At 61.0% G+C, this 24,204-nt stretch carries 21 protein-coding genes; 4 read left to right on the top strand and 17 right to left on the bottom strand.

The genetic code is table 11. The annotated features are described in order from the left end of the window. Window positions 1–52 precede the first annotated feature (52 nt). Both ABIB44_RS10400 and ABIB44_RS10395 read right to left on the bottom strand, forming a co-directional pair. The gene (locus ABIB44_RS10400) at window positions 53–517 is read right to left on the bottom strand and encodes an Lrp/AsnC ligand binding domain-containing protein (protein WP_354584597.1); all 465 of its coding nucleotides are present in this window, start codon (window positions 515–517) and stop codon (window positions 53–55) included. Window positions 518–927: 410 nt separating this feature from the next. Next, the gene (locus tag ABIB44_RS10395; RefSeq protein WP_354584596.1) at window positions 928–3,123 is read right to left on the bottom strand and encodes a protein-disulfide reductase DsbD family protein; all 2,196 of its coding nucleotides are present in this window, start codon (window positions 3,121–3,123) and stop codon (window positions 928–930) included. 217 nt (window positions 3,124–3,340) lie between these two features. On the opposite strand from ABIB44_RS10395, the gene ABIB44_RS10390 reads away from it, so the two are divergent. Then, window positions 3,341–4,723: a hemolysin family protein gene (locus tag ABIB44_RS10390; protein ID WP_354584595.1), complete on the top strand. Its 1,383-nt coding sequence runs from the start codon at window positions 3,341–3,343 to the stop codon at window positions 4,721–4,723. Window positions 4,724–4,792: 69 nt separating this feature from the next. Here ABIB44_RS10390 and ABIB44_RS10385 read toward each other — a convergent pair whose 3' ends face one another. The 8 genes from ABIB44_RS10385 to accD all read right to left on the bottom strand — a co-directional run bounded on the left by ABIB44_RS10385 (window position 4,793) and on the right by accD (window position 11,499). Then, the gene (locus ABIB44_RS10385; protein WP_354584594.1) at window positions 4,793–5,113 is read right to left on the bottom strand and encodes an NINE protein; all 321 of its coding nucleotides are present in this window, start codon (window positions 5,111–5,113) and stop codon (window positions 4,793–4,795) included. A gap of 537 nt (window positions 5,114–5,650) precedes the next feature. Then, entirely contained in the window at window positions 5,651–6,172 is a 522-nt protein-coding gene (locus ABIB44_RS10380) for a gamma carbonic anhydrase family protein (RefSeq protein WP_354584593.1), read from the bottom strand. A 173-nt stretch (window positions 6,173–6,345) separates the two neighbouring features. Beyond that, window positions 6,346–7,332, bottom strand: a complete 987-nt coding sequence (locus ABIB44_RS10375; protein WP_354584592.1) for a radical SAM protein — start codon at window positions 7,330–7,332, stop codon at window positions 6,346–6,348. Between the two features lie 127 nt (window positions 7,333–7,459). After that, complete coding sequence (locus tag ABIB44_RS10370) at window positions 7,460–8,233, bottom strand: endonuclease III domain-containing protein (protein WP_354584591.1); 774 nt, start codon at window positions 8,231–8,233, stop codon at window positions 7,460–7,462. Between the two features lie 141 nt (window positions 8,234–8,374). Next, window positions 8,375–9,091: a YiaD family glycine zipper/OmpA-like lipoprotein gene (locus tag ABIB44_RS10365; RefSeq protein WP_354584590.1), complete on the bottom strand. Its 717-nt coding sequence runs from the start codon at window positions 9,089–9,091 to the stop codon at window positions 8,375–8,377. Between the two features lie 206 nt (window positions 9,092–9,297). Next, window positions 9,298–9,573: a YMGG-like glycine zipper-containing protein gene (locus ABIB44_RS10360; RefSeq protein WP_354584589.1), complete on the bottom strand. Its 276-nt coding sequence runs from the start codon at window positions 9,571–9,573 to the stop codon at window positions 9,298–9,300. 167 nt (window positions 9,574–9,740) lie between these two features. Continuing rightward, window positions 9,741–10,487 carry a YiaD family glycine zipper/OmpA-like lipoprotein gene (locus tag ABIB44_RS10355; protein ID WP_354584588.1) on the bottom strand — a complete coding sequence of 249 codons (747 nt, stop codon included), beginning with the start codon at window positions 10,485–10,487 and terminating at the stop codon, window positions 9,741–9,743. A 118-nt stretch (window positions 10,488–10,605) separates the two neighbouring features. Continuing rightward, window positions 10,606–11,499, bottom strand: coding sequence for an acetyl-CoA carboxylase, carboxyltransferase subunit beta (gene accD, locus ABIB44_RS10350; RefSeq protein ID WP_354584587.1), 894 nt, complete (start codon window positions 11,497–11,499; stop codon window positions 10,606–10,608). Between the two features lie 267 nt (window positions 11,500–11,766). On the opposite strand from accD, the gene ABIB44_RS10345 reads away from it, so the two are divergent. Together ABIB44_RS10345 and ABIB44_RS10340 are read left to right on the top strand one after the other, a co-directional pair. Continuing rightward, on the top strand, window positions 11,767–12,786 hold the full coding sequence (locus ABIB44_RS10345) for an OmpA family protein (RefSeq protein WP_354584586.1): 1,020 nt from the start codon (window positions 11,767–11,769) through the stop codon (window positions 12,784–12,786). A gap of 101 nt (window positions 12,787–12,887) precedes the next feature. Continuing rightward, a complete protein-coding gene (locus ABIB44_RS10340) occupies window positions 12,888–14,336 on the top strand; it encodes a hypothetical protein (protein WP_354584585.1) in 1,449 nt (482 codons plus the stop codon). A gap of 77 nt (window positions 14,337–14,413) precedes the next feature. Here ABIB44_RS10340 and ABIB44_RS10335 read toward each other — a convergent pair whose 3' ends face one another. The 7 genes from ABIB44_RS10335 to ABIB44_RS10305 form a co-directional block, all read right to left on the bottom strand. Then, on the bottom strand, window positions 14,414–17,224 hold the full coding sequence (locus ABIB44_RS10335) for a TonB-dependent receptor (protein ID WP_354584584.1): 2,811 nt from the start codon (window positions 17,222–17,224) through the stop codon (window positions 14,414–14,416). A 350-nt stretch (window positions 17,225–17,574) separates the two neighbouring features. Then, entirely contained in the window at window positions 17,575–18,588 is a 1,014-nt protein-coding gene (locus tag ABIB44_RS10330; protein WP_354584583.1) for an MBL fold metallo-hydrolase, read from the bottom strand. Window positions 18,589–18,630: 42 nt separating this feature from the next. Then, a complete protein-coding gene (locus ABIB44_RS10325) occupies window positions 18,631–19,350 on the bottom strand; it encodes a hypothetical protein (protein WP_354584582.1) in 720 nt (239 codons plus the stop codon). A gap of 125 nt (window positions 19,351–19,475) precedes the next feature. After that, entirely contained in the window at window positions 19,476–20,081 is a 606-nt protein-coding gene (locus ABIB44_RS10320; RefSeq protein WP_354584581.1) for a hypothetical protein, read from the bottom strand. Between the two features lie 5 nt (window positions 20,082–20,086). Then, window positions 20,087–20,920, bottom strand: a complete 834-nt coding sequence (locus tag ABIB44_RS10315) for a metallophosphoesterase family protein (protein WP_354584580.1) — start codon at window positions 20,918–20,920, stop codon at window positions 20,087–20,089. A 228-nt stretch (window positions 20,921–21,148) separates the two neighbouring features. Next, a complete protein-coding gene (locus tag ABIB44_RS10310; protein WP_354584579.1) occupies window positions 21,149–21,994 on the bottom strand; it encodes a maleylpyruvate isomerase N-terminal domain-containing protein in 846 nt (281 codons plus the stop codon). Between the two features lie 92 nt (window positions 21,995–22,086). Continuing rightward, window positions 22,087–23,226, bottom strand: coding sequence for a cystathionine gamma-synthase (locus ABIB44_RS10305; RefSeq protein ID WP_354584578.1), 1,140 nt, complete (start codon window positions 23,224–23,226; stop codon window positions 22,087–22,089). Between the two features lie 185 nt (window positions 23,227–23,411). Here ABIB44_RS10305 and ABIB44_RS10300 point away from each other — a divergent pair, with 185 nt between their 5' ends. Beyond that, entirely contained in the window at window positions 23,412–24,143 is a 732-nt protein-coding gene (locus ABIB44_RS10300; protein WP_354584577.1) for a TVP38/TMEM64 family protein, read from the top strand. Window positions 24,144–24,204: the final 61 nt, after the last annotated feature.

The following is a 24,204-nucleotide window of genomic DNA, read 5'->3' as shown; positions in this document are numbered from 1 at the left end:
AACGAGACGGCGGGCGGGAGCGCAGTTACCGGCCTGATAAACCTATTGGTGGCTAGGTCAGCTCGGCCGAACGGCTGAGGACTTCCTCCAGCGAAATGAGGGTTTCGGTGCGCAGAATGCCTTCGATGGGCTGAATGCGGTCGTGCAGCACATCGCGCAGGTGCTGGGTATCGCGGCATTGCAAACGAGCAAATATGCCATAGGTACCGGTGGTGAAGTTTATATTCACCACTTCCGGAATTTCGCGCAGCTGGTTTACGACAGCCGTGTATTCTGAGCTCTGGCGCAGGTAGATACCCAGGAAGGCGCTCACCCCATAGCCCAGCTTCTGGTAGTCGATGCGCAGGGTAGCGCCCTGCACAATGCCAATCTCTTCGAGGCGGGCCATCCGCACGTGTACGGTACCACCCGACACATTCACTTTTCGGGCAATTTCGGTGTAGGGCATCTTTGCATCCTGAATGAGTAGGTTCAGGATGTGGCGGTCGGTGTCATCAAGTTCGTAGTTGCGGGCCATTTTTTGCAGGAAAGGGTTGATAAGTTTGGTAAGTTAACGGCGAAAAATTAAATTAATTGCAATTATTTATTTACAGGTAACAACTATTTGCATCAGTTGTTGCGGCCCATTACATTTGTCACAATCCTATGCAGCCCATTACGGCAGCAACGTAGTCGAACATGTCAGCCTCTTTGGCTACCCGCTTCGTGCGGAGCCAAGCGGCGGATAGCTCCCTAAAAGTGCTTGCACTTTTGCTACGGCTGTGGTTGGCTACGCAGGAGAAGAGGGGAAAACGGGGCTGCGCATCTGGGTGGGTGCGCACCTCAACACTGGTAAGGGGCGGCCTCTGGGTGGGGGCCGCCCTTTTGTGCTTTCGCCGGAATCGCAGGTTCATTGCCATCATCACTACCATGCCCGGGCCGAGTTACTTAACGGGCGGCCACTGGTGCCCCTTTGCGAAACTGCTCGGAACCAGCCCGCAAAAAGGCACTGAACTGCGCCACATCGGGCTCGTAGGCAATAGGCGCAACCAGCGGCTTATTGGTTGCATCGTCGGGGTCGAGCAGGATGTAAAAAGGCTGGGCATTGACGCCGTAACGGGTTATTTGCAAGTCGGCGTTTTGCTTGCCGAGCGTCGTTTTCACCTGGTTATCGTGGGTCGAAGTGTACCACTCCTTCTGGGGCAGCTCGGTTTTATCGTCCACGTACAGGGCCACTACCACGTAGTCGTTGCGGAGCTGGTTCAGCACCTGCGGGTCGCTCCACACGGTGGCTTCCATCTTGCGGCAGTTCACGCAGGCGTGGCCGGTGAAGTCGATAAAAATAGGCTTGTGCTGCTGGCGGGCCACGCGCTTGGCCTGCTCCAGGTCGAAGTAGCCGTCGAGGTTATGCGGCAATTCGAGAAAATCGCCGAAGCGCGGCACTTCGCGGGCAGTGGTGGCGCTGGCAGCAACTACGGGCGTACCTCCTTCGGCCGTAGCCAACGAGAAATCGCGCTTGCTCTGGGGCGGCAGGTAGCCGGCCAGCAGCGGCAGCGGCGCGCCAAACAGGCCCGGCACCAGGTACACCGTGAAGGCGAAGGCCAGTATGGCCATCAGCAGGCGGCCCACGCTGAGGTGGTCGAGGGGCGAGTCGTGCGAGAGGCGGTACTTGCCCAGCAGGTAGAAGCCCAGCAGGGCCGAGAGCACAATCCAGAGCACAATGTACACGTCGCGGTTGAGCAGGTGCCAGTGGTAGGCCAGGTCGGCGGTGCTCAGGAACTTGAGGGCCAGCATCAGCTCGATGAAGCCGAGCACGACTTTTACCGTATTCAGCCAGCCACCCGAGCGGGGGAGGCTTTTCAGCCACGAGGGGAAGATGGCAAACAGCGTGAACGGCAGCGCAAACGCGAGCGAAAAGCCCAGCATGCCCACGATGGGCTGAATGCGCTCGCCGCGGGCGGCCATGCTCAGGATGCTGCCCACGATGGGCGCGGTGCACGAAAACGACACCACCACCAGCGTGAGGGCCATGAAGAAGATGCCAGCCCAGCCACCCTTATCGGCCTGCGCATCCACCGAATTCACAATCTGGTGGGGCAGCGTAATTTCAAAGAGACCCAGAAACGAGAGGCCAAACACCACGAAAACCACGAAGAAAATTACGTTCGGCAGCCAGTGCGTGGCAATGAGGTTGGGGCCGTCCTCGCCCAGCAGCACCGATACGAGCACGCCCATCAGCACATAGATGCCGATGATGCTGGCCCCGTACACCAGCGCCTTAAAGATGCCGCGCTGGCGGCTGTCGTTGCCGCTGGTGAAGAGCGAAACCGTCATCGGCACCATCGGGAATACGCAGGGGGTGATGAGAGCAGCCAGCCCGAAGGTGAAGGCCAGCAGCGCGAAAGCCCACAGGCCACCGGCTTTGTTCACGGGGTCGGGGGCGAGGGCCACGCTGGCCACGGCGGGCGCGGGGGCAACTGCAGCCGGGCTCGTTTCGACCGGAGCTACGGCCACGGGTGCGGCGGTAGCAGCGGGCGTAGCTTCAGCGACGGCAGCTGGAGCGGCAGGCGGAGCCACGGTAGCGGTAGCGGCAGGTGTAGCGGTTGCGGGAACTGTGGCCGCGGTAGCCGGCATGGCGGCCGGCGGCGCTTTGGCGGCCGCCACGGCCACGTTCAGCGGACCGAATTTCAGGGTTTCGCTGCCGGGCACGCACTTGCCATCGACGGTGGTGCAACTCTGATAGTCGGCATCGGCCACTACACTAAGCGGGCCAGGCTGGAGCACTTTGATGCGCTGGCGCATCTGCCCGGTCTTTTCCCAGAAGGCCACTTCGCCCTTGAACACCTCGTCCTGCTCGTGGTGCGACTTGATGGATTGCAGCTTGCCCACCAGCGCGTAGGCCGGGCTGGGCCTGAACTTGAGCGTGAATACCACCGGCCCCACCTCATCGCTGAAATCGGCGGCGTAGAGGTGCCACTTGTCGTCGATGCGGGCATTAATAATCAACTCTACTTCTTCGCCCACTTTGGCGGTGGGCTTGCTAAGCGCCGTGCTCAGGTGAGTAGGCGTGAGTATCTGGGCCGTAGCCGAGGCTGCCAGGCCCAGCCAGAGCAGCAGCACGGACAGTATCCGGAAATTTTTCATGAGGGATTCGATTGTCGCGTTGTCACTTACCACAGCTGGCTGTCTGATACCGGAAAAGGCCGGCTTCTGTTCACAGATGGCCCACCGGACAGACGCACGGCAACCCCGGTCATTACATCTTACGCGCGTTTCGGAAGACAAAATTACACCCAGCCAAGTGAGAAATGCATCAGCCTGAAACTCCGGCGGCCAACTACCTGCGCCAAACTGCGTACTTTTGAGCAACAATGGCCTCCAGACCGACCGCGTCGCGGGGGCCGCCAACATGGGTTTAAAAATACTGTTCACCATTCTGCTGGTTCTGCTGAATGGCTTTTTCGTCGCCGCCGAATTCTCCCTCATCCGGGTTCGAATGTCGGCCATTGAGATTAAAGCGAAGGAGGGCAGCCGTTTGGCCAAGCTCGTTCTGAGCATTCTGCACAACCTCTACGGCTACCTGTCGGCCACGCAGCTCGGCGTCACCATCGCCTCGCTGCTGCTGGGTGCCGTGGGCGAGGAAGTAACGACGGAATTAATTAAGGGAATCGTCGAAAAATCGGGCTTCACTATTGCTCCCGCCACGGCGCACACCCTGGCCGTGGTGGTTGGCCTGATAATTATTACCATCCTGCACGTGCTTTTCGGCGAGCTGTTCCCGAAGGCGCTGGCCATTCAGCGCTCCGAACCGGTGAGCATGGCCCTGGCCCTGCCGCTGCGGGTATTTTATTACCTCACGCTGCCCCTGACGTGGTTTTTGTCGAAAGCGTCCAACTTCATGCTCGGGCTCATTGGCATCACCAACCTGCACGGCACCGAGGCCCACACCTCCGACGAGCTGCGCCTGCTACTCGACCAAAGCAAGGAGAGCGGCGAGATTCAGGACTCCGAGCACGAGCTGATTGAGAACGTGTTCCAGTTCAACGACCGCATGGTGAAGCAGATTATGGTGCCCCGCACCAAGCTCTCAGCCCTCGACCTGAACGCCTCCGCCGAACAGATTCTTGACCTTGTGTTCGCCGAAGGCTTCTCGCGGATGCCAGTGTACGAGGGCAACATCGACAACATCGTGGGCGTGCTCAACGTGAAGGACCTGCTGCCCATCATCCGCCGGCAGGAGCCCGTGGAGTTGGCCCGCATCATGCGCCCGCCCTACTTCGTACCCGAAACCAAAAAAATCAACCGCCTGCTGCGCCAGTTTCAGCGCAAGCACATTGTGATGGCCATCGTGAGCGACGAATTCGGCGGCGTGTCGGGCATCGTCACCATCGAGGACATCATGGAGGAATTGGTGGGTGAAATCCAGGACGAGTACGACAACGAGGTGCCCGTAGTGGAGAAAGTGGCCGAAGACGAATACCGCGTGAACCCGGCCACGCCCATCTCCGATGCTAACGAATACCTCCCCTTCCCCCTGCCCGAGGGCGACGACTACGAAACCGTGGGCGGCCTGCTCAACGTCATCTACGGCAGCATTCCGGAAGTAGGCGACGTGGCCGTGCTCGACCCCTACGAATTCCGGGTGCTGCAACGCTCCCGCCGCGCCGTGGAACTCGTGCAACTGCGCGTGACAACGACTGCCGAGCGCGAAGCGCCGCGCGGCGAGCTCAGTGACGAAATGTAACAGGCTGTTTGCCAGATTATTGGCAAACATTTGCACACCTGAGAATTATGCTCCAAGGCCGGTCCGGACTTAGTAGGGCAACGAGTCGGTCAGAATTCGAACGCCGTCGACCAGTGCTTTCAGGTACGTGAAGGCAATACCGCCGAACCCTAGCAGGAGGAGGAAAATCCCCACGAATGCCCCACCAATTCCACTACCAAAGGCCGCCGAATTGGCAACGGGGATTGCAATGAGGACTAACCCAATGCACACCAGCGTGGTGATTAAGTAGGTAGAGGCGCGGCGAGCGTTGCCCAGGTAGAATAAGTGGGCTCCAAACATCCCCAGCAGCCCCGCCAACAGTACGGCAACACCCTTGCTGCGGGGCTGCTCCGGGGTAAGCTGAGGCATTATTTTGGCTGGGCCGGCAATGGAAATATGCTCAGCGCCAGCCGTTCGCAGCATCTGAACTACCTGTTGAGCCGGCCGGAAAAGTGTAGCTTGGCTTGTAGTGCGGGGAGCCGATTTTCGGTAGCCCCTGGGGCTGGCACTCCATTTCGCGGCTGGTTTTGCAGCCCCTGCCGGTACCCAGCGTGGCGTGGCCGGTGCCACTGCCGCGCCAATCGCCGCGGCCGCTTCGGTTGGCGCGGCAGTGGCACCGGTCACGGGCTGGAACTGATAGCTGGCCCGTTGGCAGCTATTGAGCCCCACAACGAGCAGCAAAGCAATACGCTGAGCAAACAGGCAGCAAGAGAAGTAGCGGTTATTCATCAGGCGTTGAGTTGAAAAGGGTTGAAGCACTGCGAAGGACCCGCTCCAAACACCTTTTCACAAACCTAAAACTTCATTTATCAGACGCTGGCTGGAAATAATTGCTTGAAGTTTGATTCGTCAAATCACTTAATCACAGGCAAATACCAGAGGATATCATTCTATAGAAAGGACTTTTCATTTCTCAGTCCGGAGCCAGCTGGCGTAGAGCTGGTAGTTGGCGGCCGTGCGCTGGAGGCCTTCGCGCTGGGCCACAGTCACGGGTTTGATTTTTTTGGCCGGCACTCCAGCGTAAAGAAATCCCGGCTCGCACACGAAATTTTCCAATACCACGGCCCCGGCCGCGACAATGCAGCCGGTGCCTACCACGGCATGGTCCATCACGATGGCCCCCATGCCGATGAGCACGTCGTCCTCCACGGTGCAACCGTGCACGAGCGCCCGGTGCCCGATGCTCACGCGGCTGCCGATGCTGAGCGGTGCTTGCTGGTAGGTACAGTGCAGCACCGCGCCGTCCTGAATATTGGTTTCGTCACCGATGCGGATGCGATGCACGTCGCCGCGAATCACGGCCGTGAACCAGACCGTGCATTTGCTGCCGAGCACGACGTCGCCGATGATGGTAGCGTTGTCGGCGATGAAGCAGTCGGCGGGAATAGTAGGGGATATCCCGTGAACGGGGAGTATGAGGGCGGGCATATTTTACAGTGAGCAGTGAGCAGTGAGCAGTGAGCAATAGAACGTCATGTTGAGCTTGTCGAAGCATCTCTACCGCGCAAGTAATTCATTTACTATTGCACGCGAGATGCTTCGGCTGCGCTCAGCATGACGTTCTAGTTATTTCCATGACGTTCTTGTTATTTCTAAACGCGCTACGCCACCCCAAGCAGCCGTTTCCACGTGCCCTTCTCCCAGTTATACTTCAATGTACTGGGCAGGGCTTGCCAAAAGTACTTGCTCGTCTCCACCGCGAAGCTGGGCTGCATGTAGCAGTTGATGGTGCAGCCTTCGCAGGCGGGCAAGCGGCCTTCGAGGGCGGCGAGGCGCTGGGTTTCGGGCGCGTTGTATACGTCAAATAGCTTCCCGTCGATGGGGAATTTCTGCTCGCCGAGGTGGTAGCAGGGCAGCACCAGCTCGTTGCTGGGTGAGATAACCAGCGTGGTGCTGGCGGCCCGGCACACGGGGGCGGCTACGTGGTTGCCGCCATCGCGCCGCAGTTCGATAAAGGCTTCGTTCAGGTACACGCCCTTGCGCTTGCCGAAGGCCGACAGGTAATCCAGCTCCTCGGGCGTGAGCTGCTCGCCAGTTTCCACGTCGCCATACTCAAAAGCAGGGTTCAGGATGAGTACAAGGCCGTTGGGCTGGGTGATGTCGCGGTACACGGCCTCCAAATCCGGCAGGTTTTTCCGGAAAACGGTGAAGAGAATATCCGGCCGCTCGCCCAGTTCTTTAGCTACGCGAATGCTTTCGAGCACAAAATCGTAGCAGGCCACGCCCCGGCCCAGGTCGTGGGTGTCGCGGTCGGCCGAGTCGAGTGAAAAGTGCAGCATGTCGACCTTGCCGCGCAGCTTTTCGGCGTTTTTGGGGTAGAGCAGGCCGTTGGTTGTCACGGTGGTAATAAAGCCCATTTCGCGGGCCAGCCCCAGAAAATCGGGCAGCTGCCGGTGCAGTAGCGGCTCGCCCCCGGTGAAATCGATGACCGACACGCCCAGCCGCTTGAGGTCGCGCAGGTTCTGCGTCACGTCCTCCAGCGTAATGTAGGGCGAGGGCTTTTCCCAGATGTCGCAAAACGCACACTTCGCATTGCAGCGGTACGTGACGTAGTAATTGCAGAGAACAGGGTGCTTGACGAGACGCATAGTTTCAGCTATCAGCTGTTAGCCATTAGCCATTAGCTTTTTATATTCCGGACAGTATTTGCCACCACAACGAAGCTAACAGCTAAAAGCTAAGGGCTAGTCGCTAACTCAGTGGCTAGTCGCTAACTCAGTGCGGCAGCTTCCCCCAGGCGGCGGCGTCCCACTTATCGGGCGTGGCCGCCAGTGCCTCGGTTGTGGGCGACCCAAAATGCTCCTTATAATGATTACAGAAGCCTTTGAGCGGGCAGCGGGCGCAATTTGGCTTCAGGAAAAAGCAAATTTGCTGCCCATGCCAGTAGTTGTGCTTGTGGAAGTTGAACAGCGTTTCCGCATCGGCCGGCAGCAGGGCCAGCAGTACGGCGTGGGCCTTCTCGACCGACACCTTCGTCCCCAGAAATCCCACCCGCTGCGCTACCCGGTGCACGTGGGTATCAACGGGTAGCACCGGTTTATGGTAGTTGAACAGCAGCAGCAGCGAGGCCGTTTTCAGCCCGATGCCGGGCATATCCGTGAGCCAGGCCATGCCCTTATCCGTGGGCCAGTCGGCCAGAAAGTCCAGCGCGAACGGCCCACCCGTTTCGGCCCGGATGCGGCGGAGGATTTCCTGAATGCGCGGGGCCTGCGTATCGGGCCAGCGCGTGGTTCGGATGGCGTGGGCCAGGTCGGCCGTAGGCGCGGCCTCCACCGCGGCCCAGTCGCCGAAGGCTTCGAGCATTCGGTCGTAGGCCAGTTCCTCGTCGGCGTGGGTGGTGCGGTGCGAGAGGATGGTGGAAATCAACTCGCGCATGGGGGTGCGGCGCGGCTTGGGCGGCAGGTGGCCGTAGAAATGGTCGAGTATCTGGTGGTCGGCCCGGGCTTTTTCGGCGGCGGACGAGGCGTAGGTAGCGTCGGGTGCAGGCATATTCGGGTGTACCGGCCGGCCGCATCCAGGGTTGCCGCAAAGCTGATTGACCAGCCACAATGGGCACAAAAAAACCGGCGACCACTGCTGGCCGCCGGTTTTTCGAAACTTCGGCCGCACTTGCTGCGGTCGGCATTGGTCTTACAGCTGGCCTTTCTTGGCGGCCTTCTGCATTTTATCGTTGGCGAAGATGGCTACTTCTACGCGGCGGTTGGCGGCTTTGCCGCTGGCAGTCGCGTTATCGCCCACGGGCTGGGTCGAACCGTAACCGGTGGCCGTGATGCGGCCCGAGTCCACGCCCTGGCCCTGGATTTCATTCGACACGGCCTGCGCGCGACGCTCCGACAGGGGCTGGTTGATAGCATCCGAGCCCGAGCTGTCGGTGTGGCCTTCCACTACCACGCTGGTGTCAGCATATTTTTTGAGGGTGGCGGCCAACTGGTCGATGTTGCCGGCCGCTTCCGGGGTCAGGCTCGACGAATTGGTGCCGAACAGGATGCCCGAAGCAAAGGTGATTTTGATGCCTTCACCCACGCGCTCTACTTTAGCACCTTCGAGGTCGCGGCGCAGCTCGGCAGCGGCCTTATCCATTTTGCGGCCAATGAGGGCACCCGCCGTACCGCCTACTACGGCTCCGATGATGGCCCCTTTAGCGGTACCCGACTTGCCACCAATCAGGCGGCCGGCAACGCCACCAGCCACGGCACCGCCCAGGCCGCCAATCAGGCCGCCTTTCAGCGTTTTGCTCATGCCTTTCGGCTTACTAGTCGAGACAGTAGAAGATTGGGCCTGCGCGAAGCTGTTTACCAACAGCACCAGCGCCAGGAAAAAAGCGAGGGACGAACGAAAGAATTTCATGGGTTAAAAAGAGATTTGGATAAAATACGCCGCTGCTTGTGCAATGGAGCGGCAAGTACGCCATTTGCAACCACCTTGCCAAACTCGCGCCGACGAGTCTACCCCATTGCTCGCCCAACCCAAGGCAGCGCACCATCAACAACAAAAAACGGCCTTGCTCACTGAGCAAGACCGTTTTTAGAGTATCCGGGCGAACCCGCTGCTCATTATTTCTTTTTGTGGTAGGCGTTGTAGCGGGCGGGGTCCTGCTTTTTATCCTTTTTGCGGCCAATCAGGCCGCCGCCAACTACGCCAGCGGCGGCACCTATTACGGCACCTTTGCCACCGCCCAGCAGGCCACCGGCCACCGCCCCCGCGCCGCCGCCGATAACCGCGCCCTTAGCTTTATTGCTCCAGCCTTTTTTAGGCGTCTGGCCCTGAGCGTTGCCCAAGAGCATAAAAAACGCGAGAATAACCAGGAAATAAACTTTGAATATCTTCATGACGATAGGGCTAAGTGAGAAATAAATGACTCGATTTTAACGCGGTACCGGTAAGGCGGGTTGTGCTTTATCCGCTTTTTATTTCTGCTGGAAAAAGTAAAAAGGCCGCCCGAAACGGACGGCCTTTTTCATTGAGCTCCTGGGAAGGAAAACAGGGCCCGGTGCTACTACAAGCGGCCGTCCTCGGCAGCTTTTTTCATCTTTTCGTTAGCATAGATGGCAATTTCTACGCGGCGGTTTGCCTGTTTGCCTTCAGCAGTGGTGTTGTCGCCCACGGGCTGAGTCGAGCCGTAGCCCTGCGTGGTAACGCGGCTCGACGATACGCCTTTGGCGATGGTTGAGCTAGCCACGGCCTGTGCCCGGCGCTCCGACAGGGGCTGGTTGATGGCATCCGAACCCGAATTATCGGTGTGGCCTTCTACCAGTACGTTGGTATCGGGGTATTTCTGTAGAATGGCCGCCATCTTGGAAATGTCGGACTCCGAAGCCGAACGCAGCGTAGCCGAGTTGGTATCAAACAGAATACCCGAGTCGAAGGTGATTTTGATGCCTTCGCCTACGCGCTCCACGCGGGCACCTTTCATGTCGGCCTGCAGCTCAGCGGCCTGCTTGTCCATTTTGCGACCGATGATGGCACCCGTAGTACCACCTGCGGCAGCACCCACGATAGCGCCAATGGCCGTGCCCTTGCCGCCGCCCAACAGGCCGCCTACTACGCCGCCGAGGATGGCTCCGCCGCCAGCGCCCAGCAGGCCGCCCTTAGCGGTTTTGCTCATGCCGGTTTTCCGGGCTCCGGTACCGTTGTTGTTCGAAAGGTCGGGCTGGGTGCTGCTGGCTTGCTGCGAAGTGGCGCAGGAGCTGAACAGAAGCACAAAGGCCATCAGCACAGAAAGCAGAGATTTGGAGGTGTTCATGTGAAAATGAAAGAATGGTGAGTTAGTTTGGCCCGTATACGGAAAAAACCCGTTTCGGTACCGAAATCGGGTTTCCCAACAAGTGTGCCGAAACAGCAAAAAGTAGCTGCCTAGGGTACTACTGCACTTTTACAGCCGTACGTTTTGGCGTCGCCACGGCTACTGGGGCCGGCCGAAGCATGCCCAACAGGTCGGCCAGGCGTTGCTTGAGCTCGCGCCGGTCCACGATAAAATCCAAGAATCCGTGCTCCAGCACGAACTCGGCACTCTGGAAGCCCTTGGGCAGGTCTTTTCCAATGGTTTCTTTGATGACGCGCGGGCCGGCAAAGCCGATGAGCGCACCGGGCTCCGCAATATTAAAGTCGCCCAACATGGCAAACGAGGCCGTGACGCCGCCCGTGGTAGGGTCCGTCAGCAGGCTCACGTAGGGCACGCCGGCTTCGGAGAGCAGGGCCAGCTTGGCCGAGGTTTTGGCCATCTGCATCAGCGAATAGCCGGCTTCCATCATGCGGGCCCCGCCCGAGCGCGAAATCATCAGGAAAGGCGTGCGGGTTTGGCGGGCATAGTCGATGGCGCGCGCGATTTTCTCGCCCACCACCGAGCCCATCGAGCCTCCGATGAACTTAAAATCCATCGCCGCCACTACCAGCGGCTGGCCGGCACTAAGGCCGTGGGCAGTGCGCACGGCGTCCTTCAGGCCGGTGTTGCGCTCGGTAGCGGCCACACGCTTGGGGTATTCCTTGGTATCGACGAAGTGCAGTGGGTCGCCGGAGGTGAGGTCAGCATCGAGCTCCGTGAACTCGCCCTGGTCGAAGAGGAATTCGAAATAGTCGACGGCGTCGATGCGGTCGTGGTGGTTGCAGTTGCCGCACACATGCAGCAGGCGCTTGTGCTCGGCCATGGTAGCCACCGTTTTGCATTCGGGGCACTTGTACCAGAGCCCGTCGGGGGTTTCCTTTTTTTGGTCGGTGGGGGTAACGATGCCCTTTTCTACGCGCTTGAACCAGGCCATATTAGTAGCTTTAAGCTGTTAGCGAATGGCTAGTAGCTTTATTTTGAAGAGAGAGCTACCCGTCTCGAACGGGCGGCGAAGAGTAAAAACCGGGCCCCAAAGATAAGCGACAAGCAATAGCATACCGCTTCAGCCACCCGGCAACGAACGAAATGCCCGCTGGGATGCCCATCCGGCGGCAAACTGGCGGCAGCCGGCCGCTTGGGGCTACCTTGCCGGCCCAACGCGGCCGGGCAGTCCGGCCGCCGATGGCCCTGCTGCCTTGTCATGTTCTTCTCTGTTCGTACCCTCCCCCCTGCCCTACTGGGACTGGCCCTGCTGGCCACCCCGGCCCTCACCAGCTGCGTCACGGCCCGCAAATATGATGACCTGAGCGCCCGGCAGAAAGCCGATGCCGATGGCAAGGCCGCCGCCGAGCGCCAGCTACAGGGCACCACGGCGCAGCTGCAGAAAGCCACCGATGAGCTGGCCCAGCTGCGCCTGACGCAAAAGCGCCTCGTGACGGACTCGGCCGAAACCGGCGCGGCCTATCGCAAAACCCGCATGCTCTACAACGAGCTGAACAGCAGCTATGATAAGCTGCTAAAAAACAGTGACCGCGAGCTAGCCAACAAGTCATCGGACTACAACAAAGTGGCCAAGGACCTGGCCCGCCGCGAAGCCGAGCTGGGCACGCTCGACCAGAACCTGCAGAAAAGCAAAGCCGATAACGACCGCCTCGCCGCCGACCTCCAGACCCGCGAAGCCCGCCTCACCGAGCTCACCAAAGCCCTGGCCGAAAAGGACAAAGCCGTGGACGACCTGAAGGCCCGCGTGAGCAAGGCCCTGCTCAGCTTTAACAGCAGCGACCTGCAGGTGAAGCTGAAGGACGGCAAGGTGTACGTGTCGCTCTCGGAGCAATTGCTGTTCAAATCGGGCTCAACCAGGGTCGACCCCAAGGGCCAGGAGGCGCTGAAGCAGCTGGCCACCGTGCTCCAGGAGCAAAAGGACGTGAACGTGGTGGTAGAAGGCCACACCGACAACGTGCCCATCCGGTCGGGCACGGCCGGCATGACCGACAACTGGGACCTGAGCGCGCTGCGCGCCACCGAGATTGCGCGCCTGCTCACCACGGCCGGCGTGGCCCCGGAGCGCGTCACGGCCTCGGGCCGCAGCCAGTACGTACCCGTGGCACCCAACGACTCGCCCCAGAACAAGGCGATGAACCGCCGCACAGAGATTATTCTCACGCCCAAGCTCAACGAGCTGTTTAAGATTCTGGACGGTAATTCGGCGGCGGGGAAATAAGCTGACAAACTGCTCATAAGCAGCTTGTTTCTTTATATATTTATCCTCTCGGCACACGTTGTCGAGGGGGTTTTTCACCCGCCATTTATCCTGGCTGTTCCATGAAAACACTTTTCCGCTTCCGCTGCCTGGCGGCGCTTTTGTTCTGCCTGAGCGGCCCTTTGATTGCCAACGCCTCACACCTGCTAGGGGGCGACCTGCGTTATGAATACGCAGGCACGGCCGCCAATCCCAATCAGTACCACATCACAGCCGTGCTATTCGGGGATAACTCGCCTGGAGTACCTGTTGTTGATAACGCTATCGAGTTGAGCTGCGGCAAGAACGAGTGCGGCATAATGCTGTCGGGAAGCTTCACGACCATGCTGTCCCTTACCCGGCGCGAGGTTGTCAGCACCAGTTGCAGTGGCAATGGGGCGATTACGTACCTGGTGAACACGCTGGAAGGGAATGTTCAGCTCCCACCCGCCCAGTGGACGCTCAGCATTAATGGCAGCAACCGCAGTTCCGACATCCTCAATATTGCGCAAGCTATAGCGCAAACCCAATATGTGAAGGCCGAGCTGGACAATTCAACGGGTTTGGTAAATTCTTCGCCCCGCTTCAACCTGGACCGTCTCATTCAGCTTTCCGGTGTGCAGAGCAACCAGCGCTACAGCCTGAGTGCTTTCGACAGCGAAGGCGACTCGCTGGCTTACCACTTGATACAGCCCCTGGCAGCCCCCAGCGCCACCTCGGCCTGTGGTACGCCTACGGTGGGAGCTTTGGCCCCTCACTTCCAGCTCGATGCCGCCACCGGCACCCTGCTTACGACCAACGGCCCCGCGCAGCAGGGACGCTACAGCCTGGCCGCCCGCGTGGACGAATACCGGCAGGTAGGCAGCCGCTGGCAGCGCATCGGGAGCATTGCCCGCGACATGACATACTTCCTGCGGTTGGGTGCCAGCAACCAGGTGCCGGTTTTCACCCGGGTGGCGCTGGCCAGCGCGCCCACGGGGCAGCTCCTGGGCCAAACTATTCGGGTGAACCCCGGCCAGACGCTGGCCCTTACCCTCACCGCCGCCGACGCCGATGCCGGCCAGGTACTCACCCTAAGCAGTACCGCTGCAGGCATCGTGCCCGGAGCTACTTTCCAGAACCTGGGCAATGGTCAAGGGCTGCTTACCTGGCAGGTGCCTACCAACCAGCATTCTGGCCGCTATTTTCTCGCGGCGACGGCCTCGGATGATGCCTGCCCAACTGCCGGTACCGAGGTACTGACGCTGCAAGTGCAGGTGACACCTCAGGCCCTGGCTACCCGCCAGCGGCAGCCATTGGCGCAACTCCCCTACCCCACACCGTTTCAGGACGAGGTACAGCTCCGGTTAGCCGGTCCGGGGCATCAGCTCGTTACCATCACCGATGGGCTGGGCCGCACGGTAGCCCAGCTGCAAACCGCCGCCGACGGCAGCCTGACGTGGCGGCCGGCCCCGGCCCTGACCGCTGGCCTGTACTTTGCCCGCACGCCCGATGGCACCCAGGTGGCCCGGCTGTCATACGCTGGCCGTTAGCCCCGCGCTACCAAACACAAAGGCCCGCTCTGTTGCAGAGCGGGCCTTTTTGCTTTTGAAACGCAGCGAGCGCCGGGCTAGAAACTCACATTCACGCGACCGAAGTAGAAGGCGCCCTGGAAGCCGAACTGGCTGGCGTTGTACACGAAGCGGCCCCGGTTGGTGTTGTCGAGCGAAGAGTTGTAGCTCTGGGCCGGGTCGACGGAGAAGTTGTTGGGGTCGTTACGCGGGTTCTGATTGATGCGGTCGGGGTACACATCGAACAGGTTATTGATGCCCACGGCTACCCCAACCTGCTTGATAATCTGCGCGCTGAGGGTGAGGTCGGTAATCCATTTGGCCGCGTAGGTCTGGTCGAGGAACGAGCGCGCCGGGTCGGCGTCCTTGGTCTGTACCTCGCCGAAGCGGACGGTGCGGGCTTCGAGGCCGAAGATGCCGTAGGTGTAGTTGGCCGAGAGCAGGATTTTGCTGCGCGGGTTGCCGTTTTCGAGGCGGGCGCGCTGCTGGCGGTCGAACAGCGTGTTTTGCAGGTTGCTGGTGCCCACAGTGGCGTCGTTGTTGATGGTAGTGGACGTGCTGTTAAAGCTTCGCACCGTGGTTTCGTTGAAGTTGGCGGCGGCCGTCAGGCCCAGGCGGCTTTTGTCGCCCAGCGTGAGGCGGCTGTTGGCCACAATGTCGATGCCCTGCGTGCGGGTATTCACGGCATTGGCGAAGAACTGCACCCGGCTCACCGGCTGCGTGCCCAGAATGGTGTTCACAATGGTATTGGTGCGGGTGAAGGCCGACGACAACACAATGCGGTCATCAATGTCAATCTGATAGGCATCCACGGTCAGCGTCACCACCTGCGCCACGCGGGCCGTGAGGCCCAGGCTGTAGTTGCGCGAGTTTTCCTGCTTCAGTGGGGCCACCCCAAAGCCCTGCTGGCCAGTGCCGCCCACCGTGTAGCTGTTGCGCACGATGGAATTTTCGTTGTTCACGGTCAGAATCTGGTTGGGCACGCCGCTCACAAACTGGGTACTCACGTTGGTGAAGTAGCGCTGCTGGAGCGAGGGTGCCCGGAAGCCATTGCCCAGCGAGCCGCGCAGGGCCAGCCCATCGATGATGCTGAAGCGGGCGGCCAGCTGGCCGCTGGCGCTGCTGCCGAAATCGGAGTAGCGCTCCACGCGGCCGGCGGCGTGCACCAGCAGCTTCTCGGTCAGGTCACTTTCCAAATCGAGGAAACCGGCCAGGTTATTACGCGACTTATTTACTTCATCCGTCGGCTGGTAGCCCGGAAATACCTGCGAGCCCGAAGCGGTGGGCGCGGTCCCAATTTTCCGGCCGCCGTTGATGTAAGAATTAGGTTCGCCGGCGGCAATCTGGAAGTTGTCGACGCGGAACTCGCCGCCCACGGCCACGTTCAGCGTGGCCAGGGGGCCCAGGTCCACAAACTTGCGGGTAAGCGTCAGGTTAGACGTGTTCTGGGTGAACTTGAGCGTGCCGGCGTAGAACTCAGTCTGGTTGCGGATACCCGGGCCCTGCGGCAGCGAAGCATTCACCGAGTTGGTAATGTCGTAGCGCACCTGGTTGCTGCCGTAGGTATTGCTCAGGTCGAAGCCGAAGCCGCCGATGGTTTTGCGCAGCCCCGCGATGGTCGACACGTCGTTGATTGTCGTGTTGATGAAGGGCAGGAAGCCGTTTGGAAAGATGGTGAGGTCGCTCTGGGTGGGCTGGTTGGGCAGGCGGGCAAAGCCGGCCGACTTGCCCGTGCGGTGCGTGTAGCCGGCCATAACGTAGGCCTCCAGGCCGCCGCCGAGGCGGTAGCCCGCGTTCAGGAAACCGCCCACGTTGCGGGTGTCGGCGCTGCCCACGCGCAAGTTGCTGCGGTCGTAGCCATTGTCAGCCACCAGTTTATCGTCCTGGGTCTTCAGGTCGCGGCGCAGCTGCTCGGTGTTAGCGCTACTGGGGTATTGGCCCGAGTTGCCGCCCAGGTAAATCAGGGGGGCCGTGTCGGGCAGGCCGCGGTTGAAGTAGCTGTGGTTCTGGTACTGGCCGCTCAGGTCGAGGTAGCCTTTGCCGCCCAGCCCGATGCCAATGTTAGTATCGACCTGAAATACGCCGCCGTCGCTTTTGGTGGTCTGGCCCACGAAGCTGCTGGCCGTCACGCCGGTGGTGTCGTTCTTCAGCTGCAGATTGATAACGCCGGCAATGGCATCGGAGCCGTAGAGGGCCGCCGCGCCGTCGCGCAACACTTCGATGCGCTTGAGGCTGGCCGTTGGAATCACGTTCAAATCGGTGCCCACCGAGCCGCGGCCCACCGTACCGTTGATGTTGACCAGGGCCGAGTTGTGGAAGCGCTTGCCGTTCACGAGCACCAGCACCTGGTCGGGGCCGAGGCCGCGCAGGCTGGCCGGGTCGATGTGGTCGGTGCCGTCCGAAATGGTCTGGCGCGTGCTCTGGAACGAGGGCGCGGCGTAGGCCAGCACCTGGGCCACATCGGTTTGGGCGAAGGCTTTGATTTCGCGGGCCGAAATCACGTCGACCGGGGCCGTGGTGAGGATGTTGGAGCGGCCCTCAGTGGCGCGCGAACCGGTTACCACCACTTCGTTCAAATCCTGGGCGGCGGCGGCCAGGCGCACGTCGAGCGTGGTGCGGCCGTTGAGCGGAATCTGCTGGGTGGCGTAGCCAATGGCCTGCACCGTGATGGTGGCCCCGGGATTGACGGAAAGGGAAAATTCGCCGTTGGTGCCGGTGCTGGTGCCGTTGGTGGTGCCGCGTTCCAGCACCGTCGAGCCGGGCAAGGCCTCGCCCTGGCCGCCCATCACCCGCCCGGTCACGGTCGTTTTCTGGGCCTGAGCCATCAGCCCGCACAGTAAAAACAGGAGAAGAAGTAAACTGTGTTTCATTATAGGAGAATGGTTGGTGAGGAATTAAAGGGGAAAATCAAATAAAAAGTACGACAAAAGCCAGCGCTCATCAACGCAATGGTCCACTTACTCAGTTTATGTCCGGGTTTGGGCCAGCCAAAAGGTTAAGTAAAGTGGGTGGGAAGGCGGGTGCGGGAGGACAAGGCAACCAGAACGAATCGGGCCCGGAGACGGATTTGGATGATTCCGGGCACCTTCAGCAGCTACGGTTAATGGCAGTGGCGCACCATCCGGCAACTGGTATTTCACAAGCTTACGAACCAGCAGCGGAATTTCAAGCCCTCCAGCTTGCCAGCGGTGGCAGCAATTGGGTTAGGCTCGCACTTATGCTACCGTTCCCACCACCGCGAATTCAGCGGGCCGGCGGATACGTCCACCCGCTGGCCGGGGGCGGGCAGCAGCAGCGGCACCTCTGGGCCGGCCGCGGCGAGCAGGCGCTGCACCGGCTGCCGCCAGGCGTGGAATGCCAGGTTGAACGTGCCCCAGTGCAGCGGCAGCAGCGGCCCGCCGCCCAGCAGCTGGTGGGCCGTGAGGGCATGGTCGGGGCCCAGGTGAATGTCGGCCCACTCGGGGTCGGAAGCCCCGATTTCCAGCATCACCAAATCGAACGGCCCGTGGGCCGCTCCTATCTGCCGAAACCCTTCTTCGAACGGACCCGAGTCGCCACCAAAAAACACTTTGTGCGTCGGTCCCAGAAGGCACCACGAGGCCCACAGCGTATTATTTTGGGTAAGGCCCCGGCCCGAAAAATGCCGGGCCGGCGTGGCCACCAGCGCAAAATCCTCGCTCAGCTGAGCCGGCTCCCACCAATTCAGCTCGGTGATGCAGGCAGCGGGCACGCCCCAGCGGCGCAGATACGCACCCACCCCCAACGGGCAGAAAAACGGTACGCCCGCGCGGCCCAGCGTCCGAATGGCTACCGGGTCGAGATGGTCGTAATGGTCGTGCGAGAGCACCACGGCATCCAGCTCCGGCAGCCTATCAAGCGGCAGCGGCGGCGCGAAAAACCGCTTTGGCCCCATTAGCTGCGAGGGCGACACCCGTTTGCTCCAAACCGGGTCGGTGAGGATGCGGCGGCCGTCGATTTCGAGCAGCACGGTGCTGTGGCCCAGCCAGGTGGCGCGCAGCGCATCGGCCGGCACGGGCAGGGCCAGAGCAGCCGCATCGGCCCGAAAGGGGCCCAGCGGCTTTTTGGGCTCCCGCTCGGCTTTCTCAAACAGCCAGCGTTTTATTAGCGCGCCGTAGCCCGAGGGCGGGCTGAGGGCTGTGGGCAAGGCATTTTGGTACGTTTTACCATCGTAGGTGGCTTGCAGGCGCGGGGTGGTGGCAGTTCCAGGGTTCATTCCTGCCGAAGACGCAGCACCTGCCCATATATTTTGCCGCGCCTAGCGCAGGCGGTAGGCCAGCCCCAGGCGCAGGATGCGGGCATATACTTCCCGACTGCCTCCCGTCAAATGGCCCTGGTAATTGATAAAGCCGTGGGAATAGCTAACCGTAGCGCCCACGCGGTGAAACCACGCCGTGGCATCGGCCCGCAGGCGGGCATCGGCTCCCACCGAGGAGCTGCGGTCCCCGCTGGTAGCCCAGGCATGGCTACCATCGAAGGTGCCGCTCCCGTTCTCGCGAAAGCCAAAAACCCAGGCTATTTCCGGCCCGGCCAGCACGTCCAGGCTGAAGGCCGGTAGCTCGAACCGATGACCCAGGCCCAAAAAAGCCGCCAGGTTTTGGGTTTGCAGGTACGTGGTGCCTTGGGCCGCCCGGGGCGTGTTCGAAGCACCATCGTAATAATTGACCACAACTACTTTAGTCCGGCTATGCATCCATTCGTACCCTAAATCAAAGGCCAGCAAGCCTTTGCGCTGCCCCACCCGCTGCGCCCGAACACCCAGCGCGACGCCAGCTCCCAGCCGGCTGCCGTAGGGACTATTGGTATACCCGCTTTCGTGGCCGTTGTAGACTGAATAGTTGACGGAAGCATTGCCAACGGCATCCTGACCGCCATAGCACATGAGCCCCAGGCCGGCCCAGCCAATGATTTCGGTATGTTGGGCCGCGACGGGGGCAGCCAGCGCCAGCAGCGGCCCAAAGAGTAGCAGTTTTTTCATCAGCAGTGGCCGGCGCAGGGGTTGTGTGGAGCAAAGAAGGTCCGGGCGAACTGATGAGTGGCTAAACGACGATAAAGTTGCACCGCCATTTCCGCTCTGCCTTTTTTCTGTCCAGCTGCTAAAAATCAGCCTTCAGGCCCAGCGCCAGCGTTGCGGTTGTTGAGGTAGCTGGCCAGGTACAGGTCGTTGCTGCCCAGCTCGTAGTAGAGCGATATTTTGCGCGGCTGGCCGGTGGCCGCAACGGCCGGGGCCAGGAACGTGAGGCGGCTGCCCAGCAGCGGCCCGTAGCGGGTATCGGTCGAAAACCAGTAGTAGTCGCTCGAATACTGGCCTTTCAGCTCGTCGTTGAGGGTGCCGTGGGTGTAGCTGAAATACGCCCCCACCGTGAGCGGCACCACCTGAAGCTTATTGCCTACCGGCAGCCGGAAAGGCGAATACATGAACTTGAGCGAAGCCAGGCTAAGCGTGGAGCCCGCGTAGTACTTGGGCACGTAGCCGATGAGCACATCGGTTTCGAGGCGGTTCTTGCCAAACTCGTAGCCGGCCCCGGCGGCCACCATGCCCAGGCCGCCACCGGTTTGCAGGGCCAGGTGGGTGGGGCGGTACCAGGGGCGCTCGGGGCGGCCAGCGGCGCGGGGCGCGGGCTTATCAGCAGCTACCGCGACGGTATCGGGAGGGGTGCCGGCCACGGCGTGCAGGCCAGCCAGCAAGAGGGCGGAAAGCAACAGCATCTTCATTAGAATTTGACCCGTTTGATGCGAAACTGCTTGTCGCCCCACACGGTGACGACCATGTAGTGGCGCTCCGAAAAAGCATCGGAGTTGACGTAAGTCACGCCATCATTATAGGGCTGCGTGATGCTATAGGAGTGGTTATGCCCGTTCATTTCGAAGACCAGGTCCGGCGTTTCGCGTAGCGCCCGCACGTAGGTGTCGCGCAGGCCTGGGTCGAAATCGTCGTTGGTGGGCGGCACGTGCGAGATAACCACCTTGCGCCGCGCGCCGTCGAAGCTGACCAACTGGGGCCGCAGCCAACTCATGTCGGGGGCCGTGCCGTCGAAGTTGTATTCGCGGCCGTTGGTATCCAGCAGGATAAACTTCGTGTTGCCGTACACGAACGAGTAATTGAAAGCCCCGAAAATGTGCTGGTAAGTGGGCCGGCCGTTGCCCACCAGGTCGTGGTTGCCGATAACCGTGACGTAGGGCACCGTGAGGCGACGCAGCTTCTCGTCCACCCACTGCATCTCGCGGGCCAGGCCGAAGTCGGAAATATCGCCGGCCACCACCAGAAAGGCGATGCCGGGCTGCTGGTTCACGCTGGCTACCAGCGCTTCGGCTTCATCGTAGAACTGCTGCGAGTCGCCGGTGAAAATGAAGCGAAGAGTGTCGCCGGCCGGCAGCGGCCGGGCGGCCAGCTTAGCCAGGTTTTTTTCGGTAAGGTTGGTGAACTTTTCGGGGACGCGGTGGTCGTTGGGGCTGAATTCGAGCATCTCGCAGCCCGCCAGCGCCAGGCCCACGGCCGCGCCGGGCAGCACCCGCGCCCATTGGCGCAAATTGGTAACGGAAAACATATACAGTGTGCCGGCCCAAAACCGGCTGCTAAAAACAGTATTAAAACAGAATTGCTCCTTAAACCACATCTGCAATTGCAGAGTTGGAAGTTAATCTGCTTTTAATCTGGCTGGAAGCAGTTGGCCAAGGCAATACGATTGACTTACAACCCGCTGCTACGCAGCCGCGCGCCAGCACCCTAGTGCGCAACACCAGTTACAACATTACAGCTGGGCCAGCAGGCAGCTTCAGGCCATCACCGCCACCAGCCGGAGGGCGGCCTCGGCAAGGACTGCGTGGCCCGACACCCGAACCAGGGGCCGGGCCTCCATTGGGCTCAGCCCTTTCGTAAAAAGCCGCCATGCCACCTCCGGCGGCAGCGCGACTTCGGCGGCGGGCGTAGCACCGGGCTCGGGCGGGCCAAGCTGCCAGGCATTCGCGGTTTTCACCAGCTGCCACGCGCCACCGCTTTCCGTTTCAATCCGCACCTGCACTACGGTGCCGGCCGGCGCGTCTACGGCGCGGTAAGCGTGCGGCAGGCCACGCAGCATCGTTTCAACAAAGGGCCGAAATAAGTGCGGCTCCAGCAGCGGCGCGGTCTGGCCCACGGCGGCCCGAATTTGCTGCTGGTGGTGCCACTTCTCGGTATAGTCGCGGGCCACGTGAAACCAGTTCAGCGACTCGCGCTCGCCGGCCCAGGCCACCGAAAAAGTGGCCGGAGCCCACAGGTCCAGCGTGTGCAGGTAGGCGATGTATTCGGCCCCCGATTGCGCCAGCCAGTCGATGAGCACGGCTGGGCTGAGGCGGCGGGCGGCCCGCACCCAGTCGGCATTCAGCCGGTTGAGGTAGGCCACGAGCCCGGAGTAGCTGGGGTCGTGCGGGGCTTCGCCAAAATGGCCGTCGCGCAGCATCGAGAGGGTGCGCAGGCTGCCGTCGAGCAGATGGGCGGCTACGTCGTGCACCGTCCACTGCCGGGCCAGGGTGGGGCGCTGCCAGTCGGCGGGGCTCAGGGTGTGCAGCAGGTCCAGCAGCAGGCGGTCGAGCTCGGCAAAGAGCGGCAGCGTGATGATGGGGATTGATTGGGTGGTCGGCATGTTATCAATGGAACGACAAACAGGAACGTCAGGCTGAGCATAGCTCAGCCTGACGTTCCTGTTTGTCGTCTTTGGAGGATGACCCAAATGCCCTACCCGATGGCCTGGGCCAGGTCGGCAATCAAATCTTCAGCATCCTCGATGCCCACGCTCAGACGAATGAGCGAGTCGCTCAGGCCCGACTTGCGGCGCTGCTCGGCCGGAATGCTGGCGTGCGTCATGGTGGCGGGGTGGCCGCTCAGGCTTTCCACGCCGCCCAGGCTTTCGGCCAGGGTGAAATACTGGAATTTTTCCAGCACGGCGATGGCATCTTCCTGCTTATCGCCCTTCAGGATGAAGGAGAGCATGCCGCCGAAGTCGCGCATCTGCTTCGCGGCCACGGCGTAGTTGGGGTGGTTTTCGAAACCGGGCCAGTACACCTTTTCCACCTTAGGATGCTGGCGCAGGTACTCGGCCACGGCGCGGCCGTTTTCGCAGTGCCGCTGCATGCGGATGTGCAGCGTTTTGAGGCCGCGCAGCACCAGGAAGCAGTCCTGGGGACCGGGCGTACCGCCGCAGGCGTTCTGGTAGAAGCTCAGGCGCTCGTGCAGCTCGTCGTCGTTCACCACCAGCGCACCCATCACGGTATCGGAGTGGCCGGCCATGTATTTGGTGAGCGAGTACATCACGATGTCGGCCCCCAAATCCATCGGGGTTTGCAGGTATGGCGTGCTGAAGGTGTTGTCGACGGCCAGCAAGGCCCCGCACTCCTTCGCCACGGCCGCCGCGGCGGCAATGTCGATGATGTTGAGCAACGGGTTGGTAGGCGTTTCGACCCAGATGAGCTTGGTTTTCTCGCTCACCACGGCGCGCACGGCCTCCATGTCGTGCATCGGCACGAAGTGGAATTTGATGCCGTACACCTCGTACACTTTCGTGAAGAGGCGGTAGCTGCCGCCATACAGGTCGTTGGTCGAAATAACCTCGTCGCCGGGCTTGAGCAGCTTCATCACGCAGTCGATGGCGGCCATCCCCGAAGCGAAGGCGATGCCGTGCTTGCCGTTGTCGAGGGCGGCGACGGCGGCCTGCAACTGCGAGCGGGTGGGGTTGTGCGTGCGCGAGTATTCGAAGCCCATGTTTTTGCCGGGCGAGGACTGCACGTAGGTCGAAGTCTGGTAGATGGGCGTCATGATGGCCCCGGTGGCGGGGTCCGGGAACACACCGGCGTGAATGGCTTTGGTCGCGAATTTCATGGATGGGCAGTTGGGGTTGAGGGGCCGCGTGGGCCGGTGGCAAAGGTCGGGGATTAATTGGAAACGGCCCGGCGAGCCCGCGCTTGGCACAGGCTTTCGCAGTCGGATACCGGCCCCAGCCAGCATTTCTGCGTACTTGCAGCACGAAACCCCGCCGCCGGATGGCAGGTTTTCGCCCCAAGCCTATGTTTCGATTGCTGCGCGAGCTTTTCCAGAAAAACTTCTCCACGCTGCTCACCATGTTCCTACTGGTGGCCGTGCCGCTGCTGGGCTCGGCCTCCCTGCTGGGGCTGCTGGCCACGCACCAGGAATTGCTGCACCACCTTAGCACCGGGCAAGTGCTGCTTTACTTCGTGGTCATTGCCTTCACCATGGCGTTTGCCCTAACCCCTACCACGCTCGTGGCCATCGTGACGGGCTATTATTTTGGCTGGGCGGGGCTACCGGGCATGGTACTAGCCTACGCGCTGGCCGCCGCCATCGGCTACGAGCTGGCCAAGCGCCTCGACCACGGCAAGCTGCGCCACTTCCTGCATATTTTCCCCAAGGCTGAGGCCGTGCTAAGCGAATTGCAGAGCCAAAGCTGGCAGCTCATCCTCCTCACGCGCCTCTCGCCAGTGCTCCCCTTCGCGCTCATGACGTTTGTGCTGGCCATTGTGGGCGTGCCGCGCAAGCGGTTCCTGGCGGCTTCGGTGCTGGGCATGCTGCCGCGCAGCCTGTTCTTCTATTGGCTGGGTACGAAAGCCTCCGACGTATTAGCCCTGTTGAAAGACCCCGACGAGGGCACCCTCAGCAAGCTGGTACTGGTGGGGCTGGTGGCGGCCTCGCTATTCGGGCTATATTTTGTGTTCAACCAAGCCTTGCAGCGGGTACTACGCCAGGGCAGCTCCGAAAATGAGCAAAGAATCTCCAGCTGATTATTAGCTACTTGCTACTACCGGCGCATTTTTCTTACGGCAAAATGTGTGTGCAGTTTGC

The organism is Hymenobacter sp. UYCo722 (assembly GCF_040547115.1).
Classification (GTDB): domain Bacteria; phylum Bacteroidota; class Bacteroidia; order Cytophagales; family Hymenobacteraceae; genus Hymenobacter.
Note: the sequence above shows the minus strand (reverse complement) of the source record. Positions and strands in the feature narration are given on the sequence as shown.